The organism is Paracoccus versutus (assembly GCF_000763885.1).
Classification (GTDB): Bacteria; Pseudomonadota; Alphaproteobacteria; order Rhodobacterales; family Rhodobacteraceae; genus Paracoccus; species Paracoccus versutus.
The window spans coordinates 85,135-100,632 of record NZ_JRKO01000016.1 but is presented as its reverse complement, the minus strand read 5'-3'; the positions used below and the strand labels follow the sequence as shown (position 1 = coordinate 100,632).

15 protein-coding genes and 1 tRNA gene are annotated in these 15,498 nt (G+C 70.1%); 10 read left to right on the top strand and 6 right to left on the bottom strand.

All coding sequences use genetic code 11. From position 1 onward, the window contains the following. Nucleotides 1–274 precede the first annotated feature (274 nt). On the top strand, nucleotides 275–1,477 hold the full coding sequence (locus tag IT40_RS09085; RefSeq protein ID WP_036753493.1) for an aminotransferase class V-fold PLP-dependent enzyme: 1,203 nt from the start codon (nucleotides 275–277) through the stop codon (nucleotides 1,475–1,477). 128 nt (nucleotides 1,478–1,605) lie between these two features. On the opposite strand, the gene IT40_RS09080 is transcribed toward IT40_RS09085, so the two are convergent. Further along, entirely contained in the window at nucleotides 1,606–2,712 is a 1,107-nt protein-coding gene (locus IT40_RS09080) for a transglutaminase-like domain-containing protein (protein WP_036753490.1), read from the bottom strand. 220 nt (nucleotides 2,713–2,932) lie between these two features. Between IT40_RS09080 and IT40_RS30775 the strand changes: the two genes are divergently transcribed. Both IT40_RS30775 and IT40_RS09065 read left to right on the top strand, forming a co-directional pair. Beyond that, nucleotides 2,933–3,685 (top strand): UGSC family (seleno)protein, encoded by a 753-nt coding sequence (locus IT40_RS30775; protein ID WP_420874810.1) that lies wholly within the window; start codon nucleotides 2,933–2,935, stop codon nucleotides 3,683–3,685. Further along, entirely contained in the window at nucleotides 3,682–4,716 is a 1,035-nt protein-coding gene (locus tag IT40_RS09065) for a hypothetical protein (protein WP_036753481.1), read from the top strand. Before IT40_RS30775 ends, IT40_RS09065 begins: the two co-directional genes overlap by 4 nt. Nucleotides 4,717–4,755: 39 nt before the next feature. Here the strand turns inward: IT40_RS09065 and IT40_RS09060 are convergent, their stop codons facing one another. Together IT40_RS09060 and IT40_RS09055 are read right to left on the bottom strand one after the other, a co-directional pair. After that, the gene (locus IT40_RS09060; protein WP_036753478.1) at nucleotides 4,756–5,745 is read right to left on the bottom strand and encodes a LysR family transcriptional regulator; all 990 of its coding nucleotides are present in this window, start codon (nucleotides 5,743–5,745) and stop codon (nucleotides 4,756–4,758) included. A gap of 69 nt (nucleotides 5,746–5,814) precedes the next feature. Beyond that, nucleotides 5,815–6,588 (bottom strand): SDR family oxidoreductase, encoded by a 774-nt coding sequence (locus IT40_RS09055; protein ID WP_036753475.1) that lies wholly within the window; start codon nucleotides 6,586–6,588, stop codon nucleotides 5,815–5,817. Nucleotides 6,589–6,808: 220 nt separating this feature from the next. Here IT40_RS09055 and IT40_RS09050 point away from each other — a divergent pair, with 220 nt between their 5' ends. From IT40_RS09050 to IT40_RS28515, 4 genes are all read left to right on the top strand, one after another. After that, the gene (locus IT40_RS09050) at nucleotides 6,809–7,837 is read left to right on the top strand and encodes a TRAP transporter substrate-binding protein (RefSeq protein ID WP_166436090.1); all 1,029 of its coding nucleotides are present in this window, start codon (nucleotides 6,809–6,811) and stop codon (nucleotides 7,835–7,837) included. Between the two features lie 188 nt (nucleotides 7,838–8,025). Continuing rightward, on the top strand, nucleotides 8,026–9,981 hold the full coding sequence (gene selB / locus IT40_RS09045; protein WP_052095839.1) for a selenocysteine-specific translation elongation factor: 1,956 nt from the start codon (nucleotides 8,026–8,028) through the stop codon (nucleotides 9,979–9,981). Beyond that, nucleotides 9,978–10,895: an NAD(P)/FAD-dependent oxidoreductase gene (locus tag IT40_RS09040; RefSeq protein WP_036753469.1), complete on the top strand. Its 918-nt coding sequence runs from the start codon at nucleotides 9,978–9,980 to the stop codon at nucleotides 10,893–10,895. Before selB ends, IT40_RS09040 begins: the two co-directional genes overlap by 4 nt. An 11-nt stretch (nucleotides 10,896–10,906) precedes the next feature. After that, nucleotides 10,907–11,000: transfer RNA gene (locus IT40_RS28515), tRNA-Sec, on the top strand. A gap of 283 nt (nucleotides 11,001–11,283) precedes the next feature. Here the strand turns inward: IT40_RS28515 and IT40_RS09035 are convergent. After that, nucleotides 11,284–11,484, bottom strand: a complete 201-nt coding sequence (locus IT40_RS09035) for a hypothetical protein (protein ID WP_036753533.1) — start codon at nucleotides 11,482–11,484, stop codon at nucleotides 11,284–11,286. An 87-nt stretch (nucleotides 11,485–11,571) separates the two neighbouring features. Here IT40_RS09035 and IT40_RS09030 point away from each other — a divergent pair, with 87 nt between their 5' ends. Continuing rightward, entirely contained in the window at nucleotides 11,572–11,790 is a 219-nt protein-coding gene (locus IT40_RS09030) for a sigma factor-like helix-turn-helix DNA-binding protein (RefSeq protein WP_052095838.1), read from the top strand. A gap of 56 nt (nucleotides 11,791–11,846) precedes the next feature. On the opposite strand, the gene pdxY is transcribed toward IT40_RS09030, so the two are convergent. Together pdxY and IT40_RS09020 are read right to left on the bottom strand one after the other, a co-directional pair. Next, nucleotides 11,847–12,683 (bottom strand): pyridoxal kinase, encoded by an 837-nt coding sequence (gene pdxY, locus IT40_RS09025; RefSeq protein ID WP_036753466.1) that lies wholly within the window; start codon nucleotides 12,681–12,683, stop codon nucleotides 11,847–11,849. Next, on the bottom strand, nucleotides 12,680–13,432 hold the full coding sequence (locus tag IT40_RS09020; RefSeq protein ID WP_036753463.1) for an MOSC domain-containing protein: 753 nt from the start codon (nucleotides 13,430–13,432) through the stop codon (nucleotides 12,680–12,682). The genes pdxY and IT40_RS09020 overlap by 4 nt, the downstream gene beginning before the upstream one ends. Nucleotides 13,433–13,652: 220 nt before the next feature. On the opposite strand from IT40_RS09020, the gene IT40_RS09015 reads away from it, so the two are divergent. Continuing rightward, the gene (locus IT40_RS09015; protein WP_036753460.1) at nucleotides 13,653–14,243 is read left to right on the top strand and encodes an ANTAR domain-containing response regulator; all 591 of its coding nucleotides are present in this window, start codon (nucleotides 13,653–13,655) and stop codon (nucleotides 14,241–14,243) included. Next, nucleotides 14,234–15,406: a CmpA/NrtA family ABC transporter substrate-binding protein gene (locus IT40_RS09010; RefSeq protein WP_036753456.1), complete on the top strand. Its 1,173-nt coding sequence runs from the start codon at nucleotides 14,234–14,236 to the stop codon at nucleotides 15,404–15,406. Before IT40_RS09015 ends, IT40_RS09010 begins: the two co-directional genes overlap by 10 nt. The last annotated feature ends 92 nt before the right edge of the window (nucleotides 15,407–15,498 follow it).

The following is a 15,498-nucleotide window of genomic DNA, read 5'->3' as shown; positions in this document are numbered from 1 at the left end:
GGGTTCGGGGCGGGATGGGGATGATGGAACGGCGCAGGCCGGCCTTTGCGGCGCCGCGCGCGGTCAGGGCGTGTCCAGCTAATCCATCTGCAAGGCTCCTCCCTCGCATTGTCGCCTGCAGCTTGGTCGGGCCGGGCAAGGCTGTCAACCAAGGGCACAGCCCCGCCTATGAATGGCATAGGGGCGGCTGCTTGTTGCGCCCCGGCCTTGCGCCGTGGTTGGGTTCATGCATGCCCGCCCGCATCGGCGGGCGCGACCAGGAACGGAGAGACCCATGATCGAGACGCTGGAGCTGCGCGGTGACTTCCCGATCCTTGCGCGCAGGGTGAACGGCAAGCCGCTGTGCTATCTGGACAGCGCCTCTTCGGCGCAGAAGCCGCGGGCGGTGCTGGATGCGGTGATGTCCGCCTATGCCGAGGATTATTCCAACGTGCATCGCGGGCTGCACCACCTGTCCGCCGTGATGACCGAGCGCTATGAATCCGTGCGCGGCATCGTCGCCGATTTCCTGAACGCCGACGAGGACGAGGTGGTCTTCACCTCGGGCGCGACCGAGGGGATCAACCTGGTCTCTGCCGCCTGGGCCGCGCCGCGGCTGGGGCCGGGCGACGAGATCGTGCTGACCGCGGCCGAGCATCACGCCAATGTCGTGCCCTGGCATTTCCTGCGCGAACGCCAGGGCGTCGTGCTGAAATGGGTCGATTTCGATGCCGGCGGCTGGCTCGACCCGCAGGCGGTGATCGACGCCATCGGACCGCGGACGCGGCTGGTCGCGGTCACGCAGATGTCGAACGTGCTGGGGGTCGAGGTCGACCTGGCCGCCATCTGCGCCGGCGCGCGGGCGCGGGGCGTGCCGGTGCTGGTCGATGGCGCGCAGGGCGCGGTGCATGCGCCGGTGGACGTAAAGGCCATCGGCTGCGATTTCTATGCGCTGGCGGGGCACAAGCTCTATGGTCCCTCGGGCTCGGGCGCGCTGTGGGTCCGGCGCGAGCGGGCGGCCGAGATGCAGCCCTATCGCGGCGGAGGCGACATGATCCGCGAGGTCACGCGCGAGGCCGTGACCTATGCCGCGCCGCCCCTGCGGTTCGAGGCCGGAACCCCGGCGATCGTCGCCCAGATCGGCCTGGGCGCCGCGCTGCGCTATCTCGGCGGCATCGGCATGGCGCGCATCCGCGCGCATGAGCAGGCCGTGGTCGCCCATGCGCAGGCGGAACTGGCCAAGGTGCCGGGGATCGAGCTGTTCGGCATGGCGCCGGGCAAGGGGCCGCTGTTCTCGTTCCGGCTGGAGCGGGTGGGATCGCCGCAGCGCCTGGCGGCGCTGCTGGACCAGGAGGGCATCGCCGTGCGCGCCGGCTCCTTCTGCTCGCAGCCGCTGATGGCCTCGCTGGGGGTCACGGCGCTGTGCCGCGCCAGCCTGGGCCTTTATACCACGCGCGAGGACATCGACCGGCTTTGCGCCGCGCTCTGCGCCCTGTGACCCTCGAAGCCGCCTGACATGCCCCGCCGGTGCGACAGGCCGGCGGCGGGGCGAGGCCGAAAGACGCCCCGCTGCGGCCCTTGGACAGGCAGGCATCCGGGACCGGAACGCCTGCCCGAGGGGGTTGCTCAGACCTCTTGCGCGGTCATCTCGTAGGAGAATGCCTTGGCGTCCAGCTCGTCCAGCCGTCCCTGGGCGTTCAGGCCCTGCGGATACATCAGGAAGGGCAGGGCCGGGGCGCCGTTCGCGCCGGGCAGGGACACGTCGCTGGCGGTGTTGTAGGCGACCCAGTTGCCTTCCCAATTGCCGAAAAGCGCCGCATTGACGGGTGCGACCAGCGGGTCGGCCGGATCCTTGATCCAGCGGTCCGTCTCGGCCCGCATCACCTTCAGCACGTCCGCCGGGTCCATCGCCACCCAGCCGTGGCCCGCCAGCCAGACTTCGGCCCGGCAATGTTGCGCGCCGGTCACGTCGGGGCTGTTCGCGCCCAGCTGCTTGTAGCCGAAGGCCGAGGGCGCCACCCGTACGCCGTAGATGTCGCGCGCCGGCACGCCCGCGGCGCGGGCAAGACCCACGAAAAGCCCGTTCAGGTCGGCGCATTTGCCGCCAAGGCCCGCGCTGGTCAGCGTGGCCTGGATGTCGCCGGGGCCGCAGCCGGGGGTGTCGAGGTTGCGATGGCAATTTGTGACGATCCAGGCATAGATCGCGGCGATCTTCTCGCGGTCGGTGGTGGCGCCCTGGGTGATCTCGCGCGCGCGGTCCAGCACCACGCCGTCCAGCGGCTTGAAGCTGGAGCCCTTCAGCGCGGCTTCCAGCACCGCCGGGTCTTCCTGCACCTCCGAGGTGCGGCTCCAGTCCACGGTGCGGTTGCGGGTCTGGATGCGGCTGACCAGCTCGACCGTGGGCTCGGCGACCGAGGCGTCGAAGCGCGCGTGCAGCATCCGTGCCCCGCTGGCCGGATCGGTGACGAAGGCGGCTTCGCTGGCATTGCCGGTCACGCTGTCGTCCAGCGAGCGCTGGTAGTCCGACTGGGCCGAGGGCACCGGCAGCCAGATCTGCGCTGGGCCCTGCGGCGCAAGCCTGACCCGCGTGCGCAGCTCGAAGCTGCGCCAGTCGCCGGGCGCGGGGGCGAAGCCGCGGGGTTCGGGCGCCGCCCGCAGCAGGCCCGGCACCGCGGGGATCGCGGCGGCGGCCAGGGCGAGTTTCAACAGGTTGCGTCGGCTGGTGCTGGGCATGGTCTGGTCCTCTGGTTGCGGGAGGGTGCCGGGATGATGCGGGGTGCTGCCGCAACTGCCATCGGAACCTCCGACGTTGCACGGGGTCGCGTTCGGCTGGACAGCCACGACACATGCAGCCTAGTCGGCGGCGGCCGGCACCGTCAACGAATCTGAAGCGGGCCTATGAATGCCATAGGAGCCAGGGGAGGCCGTTCCGGCACGTCGCCGGCCTTGCCCCATGCGAGCGCCCGCGCCGCGCCGACCCAGGGCCGGGCCTGTCCCCCCGCCATGCCTAGGCGCGCCGCGGCTTTGGCATAGGGGGCGCCTATGCGGCCCGCTCGGCGATTGCCTCACGGGCCGTTCTGCCGGATCATCCAGGGCACCAGGGCCATCGCGCCCCCCGCGTTTTCAGGAGGGAACCATGACGGAACGACTGTTTATCCATGATCCGCGTGCCAAGGCCCGCGATGCCGCGGCGCAGCTTTATCCCAAGATCGACGGCTTGCAGGGCAAGACCATGGTGGTGCTGAACAACCACTGGACCTGCATGGACGAGATGATCGACCATCTGGGCACCGCGCTGAAGTCGCGCTATGGCGTCAAGGACGTGATCCAGTTCGACGTCCCGGTCAGCACCGCCGTCGACGAGGCCGTGATCGCCGAGGCCGCCCGGCTGGGCGATTTTGCCGTCGTCGGCCTGGCCAACTGAGGCTCATGCACGTCGTGGAGTGTCCATGACTGCATCGAATTGACCAAACGCGGAATCCCCTCGGTCGTCTTTGTCACCGAACGCTTCACCGCGCTTGCCAGGATGGCGCGCACGGGACGGGGAATGCCGGATCTGCCCACCATCGTCTTTCCGCTCAACCCGCAATTCTACGCGGAGGGAGAGGTGGCGCGCGTCACCGAAACCATCGTCGAGACCTATGTCGGCCTGATCGCACCGGGCGCTGTCGGGGCGGGGCGGCAAGGCGGGGGAGATACGGAATGAACCAGCAGAACGCCGCCATGATCGAGGCGCCGGCCGATCCGGCCGAGCTGTTCGACACGCTCTATCGCATGGGACTGACCGACGGCATGCCGGTCATCCCGCCTACCGACGACCTAGTGCAGCGGTTCATCGCCGCATCGGGCCGGCCCGGCTCGGACGAGATCGCCGTGATCCCGCCGGCCAACCATCTGGCCACCGTGACGGGGATCGCGGTCAACGCCGTCATGGCCGGCTGCCTGCCGGAATACATGCCGGTGCTGATCGCGGTGGTCGAGGCGCTGGTCGAGCCGCAGTTCAACCTGTTCGGCGTCGCCACCACCACCAACCCGGTCGGGCCGCTGATCCTGGTCAACGGCCCGGTCCGGCAGCAGCTGGACCTGAACTGCGGGCGCAATGCGCTGGGTCCGGGGCGGCGGGCGAATGCCACCATCGGCCGGGCGATCCGGCTGATCATGCTCAACATCGGCGGCGCCATCCCCGAAGAGGTGGACAAGGCCACCCTGGGCCAGCCGGGCAAATACACCATGTGCCTGGGCGAGGCCGAGGAGGAAAGCCCCTGGGTGCCCTTGCATGTCGAGCGCGGCTTCGAGCCGGAGGACAGCACCGTCACCGTGGTCGGCGTGCAGGACATCGGCAACATGTTCGTGTGCTTCCAGCAGGCCGAGAGCATCCTGCGCACGCTGGCCAGCGGCATGGTGTCCTTTGCCGCCAACAACATGCTGCTGGGCGAAGGCAACCCGATCCTGTTCCTCAATCCCGGCCATGCCGACCTGCTGGCCAAGCAGGGCTACGACAAGCCGCGCATCCGCGAGGAGCTGTTCCGCCGCGCCACCTTTCCGGCCAGCGAACTGCCCCAGGAGGTCAGCGCGGTCGAGCAGAACTCGCGCAACATCATCGACGGCAGGAACATGGTCACGGCCAGGGCCGAGGACATCCTGATCGCGGTGGCGGGGGGGCCCGAGGCCTATCACAACTCGTATTGCGCGACCTTCGGCAACATGGCGGTGACGAAGAAGATCCGGCTGCCCTGAACCAGGCGCGGGGTGCGCCCCGGCGCACCCTGACGCGCCTCAGTCGCCGGCCGGTTTCAGCAGCCGCGCCTTCAGGCGATAGCGGGCGATCATCTCGGCCAGCACCGACAGGATCATCCGCTCGACCAGCAGGCTGGCCGAGGACACCGGCCGGTCGCGCCGGCGCAGCAGATAGGCGGTATGGGTCGGTGCCGGCTCGCGGAAGGGGACCAGCACCAGCGTTCCGTTCGCCACCTCCTTGACCACCGCGGCATGGGACAGGACGATATGCGCGCTGGCCCGGCTGGCGAATGTCACCAGGCTCAGCAGCGAATCCAGCTCCAGCAGCGGTTTCAGTTCGCATTTATGCGCCTTGGCCAGGCGATCCAGCATCAGCCGCATCGGGTTCTGCTTTGCCGGCAGGACCAGCGGCAGATCCGCCAGGCGATCGAAGGCGATGGCCTTCTGAGCCAGGCCGTCGATGACCGGGCTTTCGCTCCAGTTGTCCGAGGCGGCGACCAGGAACAGCTCTTCCTCGAAGATCGGCTGCGCGGCGAAGGCGTCGAAATCCGCCCCGCCATAGCAGACCGCAAGGTCCAGCGCGCCGCTGGCCAGCTGCTCCAGCAGGACCGTGGTGGTCGCCTCGGTGATCTGCACGCGGATGTCGGGATGCTCGTGGGCGATGCTGTCGGCCAGCGGCACCGCCATCAGCCCGGTCAGCGTCATCGGCAGGCCGACCGCGATCTCGCGCCGGCTCTGGTGGCCCAGCTTCTGGACCTGCTCCAGCGCGGTGTCGATGGTGTCCAGCACCTGCCGGCCGGTCTCGGCCAGGGTGGCGCCGGCCTCGGTCAGGATCACGCCATGCTTGCCGCGCACCAGCAGCGCGGTGTCGAGATCCTGTTCAAGCCGGGACAGCGCCTCGGACAGCGAGGGCTGGGCGATGCCCAGCCGGGCGGCGGCGCGGGTGATGCTGCCGCATTCCGCCACCATGGCCACGTAGCGCAGCTGCCGCAGCTCCAGCCGCGGCGGCTTGTTGTCCACGGCCGTCATGGCCGGGCATGTCCGGCAAGCGCCGGTATGGCTGGTCGGGACATGCCGCGCCTCCTCCGCCCGCAACGGTCAGGCGAGCATTTGCAGGTCGCCGTCGATGCTGATCGCCTGCCCCGAGATCGAGCGCCCCCGCGGCGAGGCCAGATAAGCGATCATGTCAGCCACCTCCCCGGCCTTCAACATCCTTTTGATCGAGGCATGGGCCAGCCAATCCTGCGCCACCGCCTCGGGGCTGCGGCCCTGCGCCTGGGCATTCGCCGCCAGCACGCGCTGCAGCCGGTCGCCGTCGACGATGCCGGGCAGCACCGCGTTGCAGCGGACCCCCGCCGGCCCCAGCTCGCGCGAGAGCGTGCGGGTCAGGCCCAGGATGCCCGATTTCGCCGCGGCATAGGCCGAGCGGTTGGTAAAGCCGAACTTCCCCGCCGCCGAGGACAGGTTGACGATCGAGCCGTTCGCCGAGCGCCGAAGATGCGGCACGGCAAAGCGGCAGCAGTAATACTGCCCGAACAGGCAGACCCGCAGGCAATGTTCCCAGGCCGCGATCTCGGTTTCCTCGACCGGGGCCAGCGGCCCCGAGACGGCGGCATTGTTGACGAGACAGTCGAGCCCGCCCAGGACCTGCACCGCCGCGGCCAGCATCCGCTCGACCGATTGCGGGTCGGCCACGTCGCAGGCGCCCAGCGACAGCCCGTCCTGCCGGCCAAGCCGGCCAAGCGCCGCCTCGTCGATGTCGCAGGCATGGACGCGCGCGCCTTCTGCCAGGAAACGGCGCACGATTTCCGCGCCCAGCCCCAGGGCGCCCCCGGTGACGACGACGCGCAACCCCTTGATGTCCAGATCCATTGCCGCCCCTCCCCTCGTCATGGCCCGGTTCCCCGCAAGCCTAGCGGCCTGGCGGTGGCGGGGAATACCGGCGCGGCCCGATGTCGATCATAGGCGGTGCCTATGCAGGTGCTTTCGTCGTAGGTGCGCGCTGGAAATTGCCGCATCATCCCTGCGTCCGGGTGGAGGAGACGCCCGATCGCCAGGCCCCGGCCGGCGAAGACAGATCAGGGAGGACATCATGATTTCATGGAAAGCCGTGTTCCGACAGGGCAGCCGCCTCGTCGGTCCCGCCGCGGCGCTGGCGCTGCTGGCCGGGCCCGCGATGGCGGAGGACACGATCACGCTGAAGATCGCGCATCTGCTGCCGGCGGATGTCTATATCTGGAAGCAGGGCGGCCAGGTCATGACGGACGAGATCACCGCCAGGACCGACGGCCGCGTCCGCTTCGAGGTCTATCCGGCGGGCCAGCTGGGCAAGGACATGCTGTCGGTGCTGTCCTCGGGGATCGCCGACATCGCCTTCTTCGTCCCGCAATATTCCCCCGACAAGCTGCCGCTCTCGACCGCGGGCGAGCTGCCGGGGCTTTACGATTCGTCCTGCGAAGGCACGCATATGGTCTGGGACATCGTGAAGCCCGGCGGCCTTCTGGGCGACAGCGAATACAAGGCGCAGGGCATGCGCGTGCTTTTCGCCAACGTGATCCCGCCCAACGTGCTGATGACCACCAGGGTCCGGCCCGAGGGGATCGAGGCGATCAAGGGGCTGAAGATCCGCGCGAACGGCAATGCCGTCGGCAAGACCGCCAGCCAGCTGGGCGCCGTGCCGATCCAGGCCCCGGTGGGCGAGCTTTACGATTCGCTCAGCCGCGGGACCATCGACGGGACGTTCTATCCCTATGTCAGCCTGCCCGACTTCGACCTGGAGAACCTGCTGAAATACTCGGTCCACGGCCCGCGCTTCGGCGGCAACCTGGTCGGCTTCGCCATCAGCGAGGCCAGCTGGAACAAGCTGCCCGAGGACGTGCGGCAGATCGTGGCCGAGGCCGGGCTGAAGGCGCAGGACCAGCTTTGCAGCTACGAGGATCGCGAAACCCTGGTGATCCGCGACCGGATCGTGGCCGAGAACGGCCATAGCGTCGTCGAACTGACCCCCGAGCAGATCGCCCAGTTCGAGGAGAAATTCGAGGGCGTGGTCGCCGCCTGGGCGCAGGACATGACCAAGGCCGGGCTGGACGCGCAATCCGTGCTGGATGCGCTGAAGCAATAGCCCTGGGGGCGCGGTCCCCGTGCCGGATGGGCCAGGGGTGGCCGCGATGCCCCCGTGGCCCGCGCGGCCCGCCGGGGCCGGACGCAAGCCGGATCATCGACAACAATGGAGCGTGCCATGGTTTCCCGCAGCGCCATCTTTCTGCGCAACGGCCTGCCGCATCGGGCCCGGCCCGTGGCGGGGCGGCCATGATCGTCGCCACGGCCGGCCATATCGACCACGGCAAGACCACGCTGGTCCGTGCCTTGACCGGGATGGAGACCGACCGGCTGAAAGAGGAAAAGGCCCGCGGCATCTCGATCGAGGTCGGCTTTGCCCATCTGCCGCTGGACGACGGCCGCATGCTGAGCTTCATCGACGTGCCGGGGCACGAGCGCTTCATCCGCAACATGCTGGGCGGGGTCTATGCGGTGGGCCATGCCCTGCTGGTGGTGGCGGCCGACGACGGGGTGATGCCGCAGACCCGCGAGCATCTGCATATCCTCGGCCTGCTCGGGCTGCGCGACGGCACGGTGGTCATCACCAAATGCGACCGGGCCGGCCCCGACAGGATCGCGCAGGTCCGCGCCGAGGTCGACGAGCTGCTGGAAAGCGCGGGCTTCCCGCCCTTTCCGCAGATCGCCGTCTCGGCAACGACCGGCGCGGGGATCGGGGCGCTGCGGCATCGGCTGGCCGAGGTCGCAGCCCTGGAAAGCCCGCCGGAAAGGCCGGATGGCGCCTGGCCGCGCTTTGTCGTGGACCGCGTCTTCGTCGCCGCCGGCAGCGGCACGGTCCTGCGCGGCACCCTGCTGGCCGGAGAGGTGCGGATCGGCGACAGCCTGCTGGTCAGCCCCGCCGGCATCCGCGGCCGGGTGCGCAAGCTGCAGCGCCACGGCCAGGCGGTCGAGCTGGTCCGCGCGGGCGAGCGCTGCGCGATCAACCTGGCCAATCTCGACCATGCCTCGGTGGCGCGTGGCGATTGGCTGGTTCACCCCGAGGCCGATCACGTGACCGACCGCATCGACGTGCGCATCCGGGTTCTGCGGGGCGAGGCGCGGGCCCTGGCGCATTGGACGCCGCTGCATCTGCATATCGGCGCCGCCGACATCCCGGCCCGGCTGGCGCTGCGCCGCGGCGGCGCCATCGAGGCCGGGCAGGAGGCGCTGGCACAGCTGCGGCTGGATCGCCCGGTCCATGCCGCGCATGGCGACCGGCTGATCATCCGCGACCAATCGGCCAGCCGGACCATCGGCGGCGGTTTCGTGGTCAATCCCTTTCCGCCCTCTCGCCGCAGCCGGCGGAGCGCGGTTTTGCAGGCGCTGGACGGCCGCGACAGGCAGGCGGGGTTGCTGGCGCTTCTGGACGGCCTGCCAGACGGGGTGCCGATGGACTGGTTCGCCCGCATCCACACCATGCCGCTGCCGCAGGCGCTGGAGCTGCTGCCCCAGGGGGCGCCGCTGACCAGGACGCGCATCCCCACCGCCTTTTCCTTCATGCGCGCCGAGCGGCTGGGCCTGCGCGCCGCCGAGGCGGTGGCGCGCTTTCACGCCGCCCGGCAGGATGCCAGCGGGATCGAGCTGAGCCGGCTGCACAAGGAAATCGCGCCCGGACAGGAGGCCAAGGTCTTTGCCGACCTGGTCCGGCAATGCGCCGCGGGCTGGGGGCTGGAACTGGTCGGCTCGCAATTGCGGCTGGCCGGCTTCGATTCCACGGCAAACCCGCAGGACAAGCAAAGCTGGTCGCTGATCTGGCCGATCCTGGAAGATGCCGGCTTCCAGATCCCCAGCGCCCGCGAACTGTCGGTCCAGACCAGCATCCCCTTGCAGAAGGTCCGCGACCTGCTTCACCGCAAGGCCGCCCTGGGCGAGGCGGTCAAGATCACGCCCGAGCGCTTTGCCCTGCCCGAAACCGTCGAGACGCTGGCCCGCAAGGCGGCCGAGACGGCGCGGCGGTCCGCGGAGGGGCTGTTCAGCGCCGCGGACTACCGCGACGTGATCGGGACCGGGCGCGCCCTTGCCATCGAGATCCTGGAATGCCTGGACCGGCAGGGGGTCACGCTTCGCCAGGGCAATGTCCGCTTGCTGCGGGCCGGGCATGACGCGACGGCCGCGACCGCGGCCGGGCCGGCGCATCCACCCCGCATCCAGAACAGGAGAACGAGATGAGCAATCCCTACGACATCTTCATCATCGGCTCCGGCGTCGCCGGCATGGCGGCGGCCGGGCAGGCCGCGCAACGGGGGCTCAGGGTCGCCCTGGCCGAAGGCGGCATGTTCGGCGGTCTGGTGCTGAACATCAACAGGCTCTGGCCCGGCCCCGAGGGCATGCCGGAATCCGGCGTCGACCTGGCGGCCGAGCTGATGATGCGCGCCACCGAGCTGGGGGTGGAAAACATCCCCGAACATGTGACCGCCATCGAGCCGGGCGAAGGCGGCGGCTGGACCGTCGTCACCGGCGCCGCACGCCACGCCGCGCGCAGCGTGATCGTCGCCAGCGGCGCCGGCCACCGCCCGCTCGGCATCCCCGGCGAGGCCGAGTTCCAGCATCGCGGCGTCTCGCATTGCGCCGATTGCGACGGCCCGATGGTGCGCGGCAAGCCCGGCATGGTGGTGGGCGGCGGCGATTCCGCCCTGCAGGAGGCGCTGATCCTGGCCGAATACTGCCCGGTCGTGCATCTGGTCCATCGCGGCGACCGCTTTACCGCGCGCCCGGATTTCGTCGAGGCGGTCGGGGCCGCTGCGCCGATCTCGGTCCGCTTCGGCACCGTGGTCGAGGCGCTGGAGGGCGCGGGCGGGCTTTCCCATGCCCGGCTGCGCGACCTGCGCAGCGGCGCGCAGGACCGCGTCGAGGTGCAGGGCTTCTTCGCCATGGTCGGGTTGGTGCCGAATACCGGCTTCCTGCCGCCGGGCGCGGTGCAGGGCCAGGAACCGCTGGCCGTAGACGACCATCTCGAGACATCGTTGCCGGGAATGTATGCCATAGGTGCGGTGCGCGCGGGGTTTGGCGGCGAGGTCGGCCATGCGCTGGAAGATGCGAACCGGGCCGTGGCGGCGATCTGCGCCCGGCTGCAGGCCGCCTGAGGGGCGGCGATGGAAGGGAAGCGTTCCTGGTGGGGCGGCCGGATTTCAAATCCGGTTGAGGCTGCGTCAGTCTTTGGTGGGTTCGACTCCCACTCCCTTCCGCCAATCGCCTTGCCGGAGGGTCCGGCGCAGGCCGGCCTGCCGGGCCGGGCCCCTGCCTGCGGATCCGGCTTTGCAGGTGTAGCGCGTCAAAAAACCGGCGCTTTGCGTCAAAAAAAAACCGGCGCGGATGAAGGGAGGTTGAAGGCGCCTTCAAGCCTCGATCCTCGGCCAGCTATGCGCCAGACGCATGACGCGTCACCAAGATCGGCCCCCGTACCGCTCGCAGGGAGCCCTCCGGCGGGGGGCGTTGCAGCACGGTCTCCAGCTTGGTCCGTCCGCTGACAGCCTAGGCCCGCCCCTCATCCACCAGGGTCATCAGCGCCCGCTGTGCCGTCTCGGTGGCGCAGGTCGAGCCGCGCAGCCAGCGGCCCAGCGTCTGCTCTGTGGTGTGCAGCCGCGGCGCGGCAGCATAGGCGCTGCCGCCGTGCCGACCGATCCAGTCGCGCAGCACCTCGGCGAAGGGGCGGGGGTTAGATATTGGGGTCACGATATGCCTCACGCGCCCAATCGACTAGACCGCGCGTGAATGCGTCGAACTCTGCCTCCGTCATCCTGGTGACGTGGCGGTGATCCGATGACGACGCTCGGCGCCAGGCCTCCGCCTTGCTGTTCGATATTTCGAGGCGAGCCGGACAAGACGCGGCGGATCTTCGTTCTGCACCGCATCCGGGGCCTTAGCTATCGCAAGGTGGCGCGGCATATGGCGCTGTCGGAAGGTTCGGTGCAAAAGCACCTGGCGCGGGTGCTCCTCGAGGTCACGTGCCGGTTGCGGGAATACGAGGACGGCCGATGAAGGCACAATCCGGCAAGGGCGCCCCCGCCGGCAATCCCCGCCGCCAGGGCGCGGCTTCAGGCCCCCAGCAGGGCCATGCGGAAATCGCGGTCGCACAGGACGACCTCCTTCGTTCCCAGCGCCGCCGCGCGCATCAGCGCCCGCGAGGTCTGGACCTGCGCATATTCGACCGCCTGCGCCAGGCTGCGCCCGCTTCCCAGCGCCGCGGCGACAAGGCCGGCGAACAGGTCTCCGGTTCCCGCCATGGCCAGCGGCAGGTGCGGCGTGGGGTGGCGCGACAGGCCCTCGGGACCGTGGATCACGCTTTCCAGCATGTCCGGCGCCGTCTCGCGCAGCTTGCAGCCGGTGACGATCAGCCGCGCCTCGGGGGCCATGCGCAGGGCGCGGGCGGCGCGGGGGATGTCGGCCAGTTCCGCGATGGGCTGGCCGGTCAGCCAGGCGACCTCGAACGGGTTGGGCGAGGCGATGTCGGCCATGGGCAGCAGCCGGTCGCGGAAGGTGTCGGCGATCTCCCTGGGCACATAAAGCCCCGGCTGCTCGTCGCCCAGCACCGGATCGCAGTAATAGCGCAGCCGCGGGTTCGCCGCCTTGGCGCGGGCGACGAAATCGGCGGTCAGCCGCGCCACCTCGACCGAACCGATATAGCCGGTCAGCAGGAAATCCGCGCGCTCGGGCAGGCCGCGGTCCCAGGCGCCCTGCAAGAGGTCGGCGAAGAAATCGCCCGGCAGCGCCCGGCCGCGCAGGGTCGGGTAATCCGGCGTGTTGGAAAAGATCACCGTCGGGATCGGCGCCACCTCCAGCCCGGCGGCCAGCATCGGAAAGACCGCGGCGGAATTGCCGACATGGCCCATGACCACCTGGCTCTGGATCGAGATCACCAGCGACCGGCTCATGCGCTGCCCTCCAGCCGCCTGGACCAGTCCTCGACCCGCCCGCTCTCCAGCCGGCGGATGGCGTAGCGCCGCCAGCCCTCGGCCAGCACGTCGAGCCCGGCGATGCCCTGCAACTCGCCCAGGTTCAGCCGGTCCACGTAAAGCGCATGCCACAGCCGGCCGAGCGTCCATTCCGGCGCCACCCGGTCGACCAGCTCCAGCCGGTCGCCGGGGGCGATCATGCCGGGCTGCAGGACGCGGTAATACCAGCCGGTGCGGCCGCTTTCCTGCACGCGCCGCGCCATGTCCGCGACCCCGAAGCGGCGGTTCAGCTTCCAGCAGGGCTGCCGCCCCTGCGAGACCTGCACCAGCGCCGTGCCCAGCCGGAAGATGTCGCCCACCGCGACCTCCGCCTCGGTCGACCCCTCGGTCGAGATATTCTCGCCAAAGGCGCCGGGTGCCCCCAGCAACCCCATGATTTCTCCGTTTTCCAAATACCCCACGGGGGTCCGGGGGTGTGAAACCCCCGGTGCTTCGGCCGGGCGCAGCTGCCCAAGTTCCTCGCGCCAGGCCGCATAATGATCGAAAGGATAGTGATGCACGGCCTTTTCCGGCCCGCCATGCACGCGGCGGTCGGCCTGTTCGTCGCCTTCGAGCCCCTCCGGGCCAAGCGCCAGCGGCCGGTCCACCGGGCGCTTGTCGATGCCGCTTTTCTGGTTGTTTCCGGGCAGGGGGGCGGCCTTGCCCGTCAGCAGGATGATCTCTGGCATGGTGTCCCTCTGCTCGCGCGTCGCCGCCAGATTAGCCAAACCCCCGCCAGGCTCAAGGGAGCGGGCGCGGCAACCTTCCTGCCCGCCCCTTGGGCAGAGCCGTCCGAAAACTGCCCGCCGGGCGGGCAGATCCCGCGCGGGGCGGCACGGCGACGGTGTGATGCGTTGCGGGCGCGCGGCTGCGATGGCACCTGCAAGGGCGGCACAGATCAGGAAGCAGATGGACAAGCGCCTTTCCATCGTCGTCATCGAGCCCGACCCCGAGCGCGCCGCCCCGATCGTGGACGGGCTGCGCGAGATCGGCGACCACGACATCCGCATCATTTCCGAGGAAACCGGCCTCGCACGCCATATCGCCGAATGCCGGCCCGACATCGTGCTGATCGACCTGGCCAACCCCTCGCGCGACGTGCTCGAGGAGCTGGCGCTGGCCTCGGGCCCGACCGAGCGGCCGGTGGCGATGTTCGTGGACCGCTCGGACGAGCATCTGACGCGGGCGGCGGTCGAGGCCGGCATCTCGGCCTATGTCGTGGACGGGCTGCGGCCGGACCGGATCAAGCCGGTGCTGGACGCGGCCATCGCGCGCTTTCACATGTTCCAGCGCATGCGCGCCGAACTGGCCGCGACCCGCGCCGCGCTGGAGGAGCGCAAGGTGATCGACCGCGCCAAGGCGGTGCTGATGAAGGCGCGCGGCATCGACGAAGAGGCCGCCTATGCGCTGTTGCGCAAGACGGCGATGGACCAGGGCAAGCGCGTGGCCGAGATCGCGCAGCAGCTGGTCCTTGCCGCGGGGTTGCTCTCATGCCGCTGACGCCCCTGCGCCTTGGCTATGTGCCGCTGATCGACGCCGCCCCCCTGATCGTGGCGCGCGAGCTGGGCTTTGCCGCAGAAGAGGGGCTGGAATTCCAGCTGCTGCGCCTGGGCGCCTGGGCGCAGGCCCGCGACATGCTGGGCGCCGGGCTGATCGAGGCGGCGCATATGCTGGTGCCGATGCCGGTCGCGCAGGCGCTGGGTCTGGGCCCGGCGCTGCCGGAGCTGGACCTGGCGATGTTCCTGTCGCAGGGCGGGCAGGCGGTCGCGGTCAGCGCCGCCCTGGCCGCCCGGATGCGCGAGCAGGGCCACGACTTCGACTTCCGCGATGCCCGCAAGGCCGCCCATGCGCTGCATGAGGCCGCGCCCGGCCGGCTGCGGGTGGGCGTGCCCTTCCATTTCTCGACCCAGCTGGAACTGATCCGGCACTGGCTGGGCGCCAGCGGCTTCAGCCCGGCCCTGGAGGTCGTGACTGTGCCGCCGCCGCTGATGGCCGAATCCATGGCCGCGGGCGAGGTCGATGCCTTCTGCGTCGGCGAGCCCTGGGCGTCGAGCGCGGTGGACCGCGGCCTTGCCTCGCTGCTCTTGCCGGGCACCGCGATCTGGGCCTCGCCGCCGGAAAAGGGGCTGGTGCTGCGCCGCGACTTCACCGAAGGCCAGCCGCAGCTGACCGGCGCGCTGATGCGGGCGGTCTGGCGCGCCGGGCGCTGGCTCGACGAGCCCGAGAACCGCGATACCGCCGCCGAGATCCTGTCACGGCGCGAATACCTGGACCTGCCGACCGAACTGGCCGAGCGCGGGCTGACCGGGCGGCTGCAGGTCACGCCCTCGGGCGAAATCCGCCATGTGCCGGGCTTCATCGCCTTCCATGCCGGGGCGGCGAATTTCCCCTGGAAAAGCCTGGCCGCCTTCTTTGCGCAGCGCATCGCCGCGCGGCATGGGCTGGACCCGGCGCCGGCGATGGAAAAGGCGATGGCGCATTTCCGCACCGATCTTTATCGCCAGCACCTGCGCGAGGCGGGGGCGGCGCTGCCCGGCGCCTCGGCGCGGCTGGAAGGCGCGCTGGCCGAGGACCGCGAGGTCGCGGCCGAAAAGGGCCAGATGATTCTGCGCGCCGATGCCTTCTTCGACGGCACCATCTTCGAGCCCCCTTTCGCCGGCTGAGCGTTTCGCGGGCAGGCCGGGCGCGATGCTGCCCGGCTTTCGGGCGGAACGGGCGGCGGATGCTGCGATGCCGCATCAAGGCTTGATCCGGC

What these genes read in the sequence shown, in the direction of transcription:
- IT40_RS09055 (WP_036753475.1), bottom strand. Translation starts at nt 6,588, where the DNA reads ATGGATCTGGACATCAAGGGGTTGCGCGTCGTCGTCACCGGGGGCGCC.
- IT40_RS09010 (WP_036753456.1), top strand. Translation starts at nt 14,234, where the DNA reads ATGCCGCTGACGCCCCTGCGCCTTGGCTATGTGCCGCTGATCGACGCC.
- IT40_RS09040 (WP_036753469.1), top strand. Translation starts at nt 9,978, where the DNA reads ATGAGCAATCCCTACGACATCTTCATCATCGGCTCCGGCGTCGCCGGC.
- IT40_RS09065 (WP_036753481.1), top strand. Translation starts at nt 3,682, where the DNA reads ATGAACCAGCAGAACGCCGCCATGATCGAGGCGCCGGCCGATCCGGCC.
- IT40_RS09085 (WP_036753493.1), top strand. Translation starts at nt 275, where the DNA reads ATGATCGAGACGCTGGAGCTGCGCGGTGACTTCCCGATCCTTGCGCGC.
- IT40_RS09050 (WP_166436090.1), top strand. Translation starts at nt 6,809, where the DNA reads ATGATTTCATGGAAAGCCGTGTTCCGACAGGGCAGCCGCCTCGTCGGT.
- selB (WP_052095839.1), top strand. Translation starts at nt 8,026, where the DNA reads ATGATCGTCGCCACGGCCGGCCATATCGACCACGGCAAGACCACGCTG.
- IT40_RS09080 (WP_036753490.1), bottom strand. Translation starts at nt 2,712, where the DNA reads ATGCCCAGCACCAGCCGACGCAACCTGTTGAAACTCGCCCTGGCCGCC.
- IT40_RS09015 (WP_036753460.1), top strand. Translation starts at nt 13,653, where the DNA reads ATGGACAAGCGCCTTTCCATCGTCGTCATCGAGCCCGACCCCGAGCGC.
- IT40_RS09030 (WP_052095838.1), top strand. Translation starts at nt 11,572, where the DNA reads ATGACGACGCTCGGCGCCAGGCCTCCGCCTTGCTGTTCGATATTTCGA.
- pdxY (WP_036753466.1), bottom strand. Translation starts at nt 12,683, where the DNA reads ATGAGCCGGTCGCTGGTGATCTCGATCCAGAGCCAGGTGGTCATGGGC.
- IT40_RS09060 (WP_036753478.1), bottom strand. Translation starts at nt 5,745, where the DNA reads ATGACGGCCGTGGACAACAAGCCGCCGCGGCTGGAGCTGCGGCAGCTG.
- IT40_RS09020 (WP_036753463.1), bottom strand. Translation starts at nt 13,432, where the DNA reads ATGCCAGAGATCATCCTGCTGACGGGCAAGGCCGCCCCCCTGCCCGGA.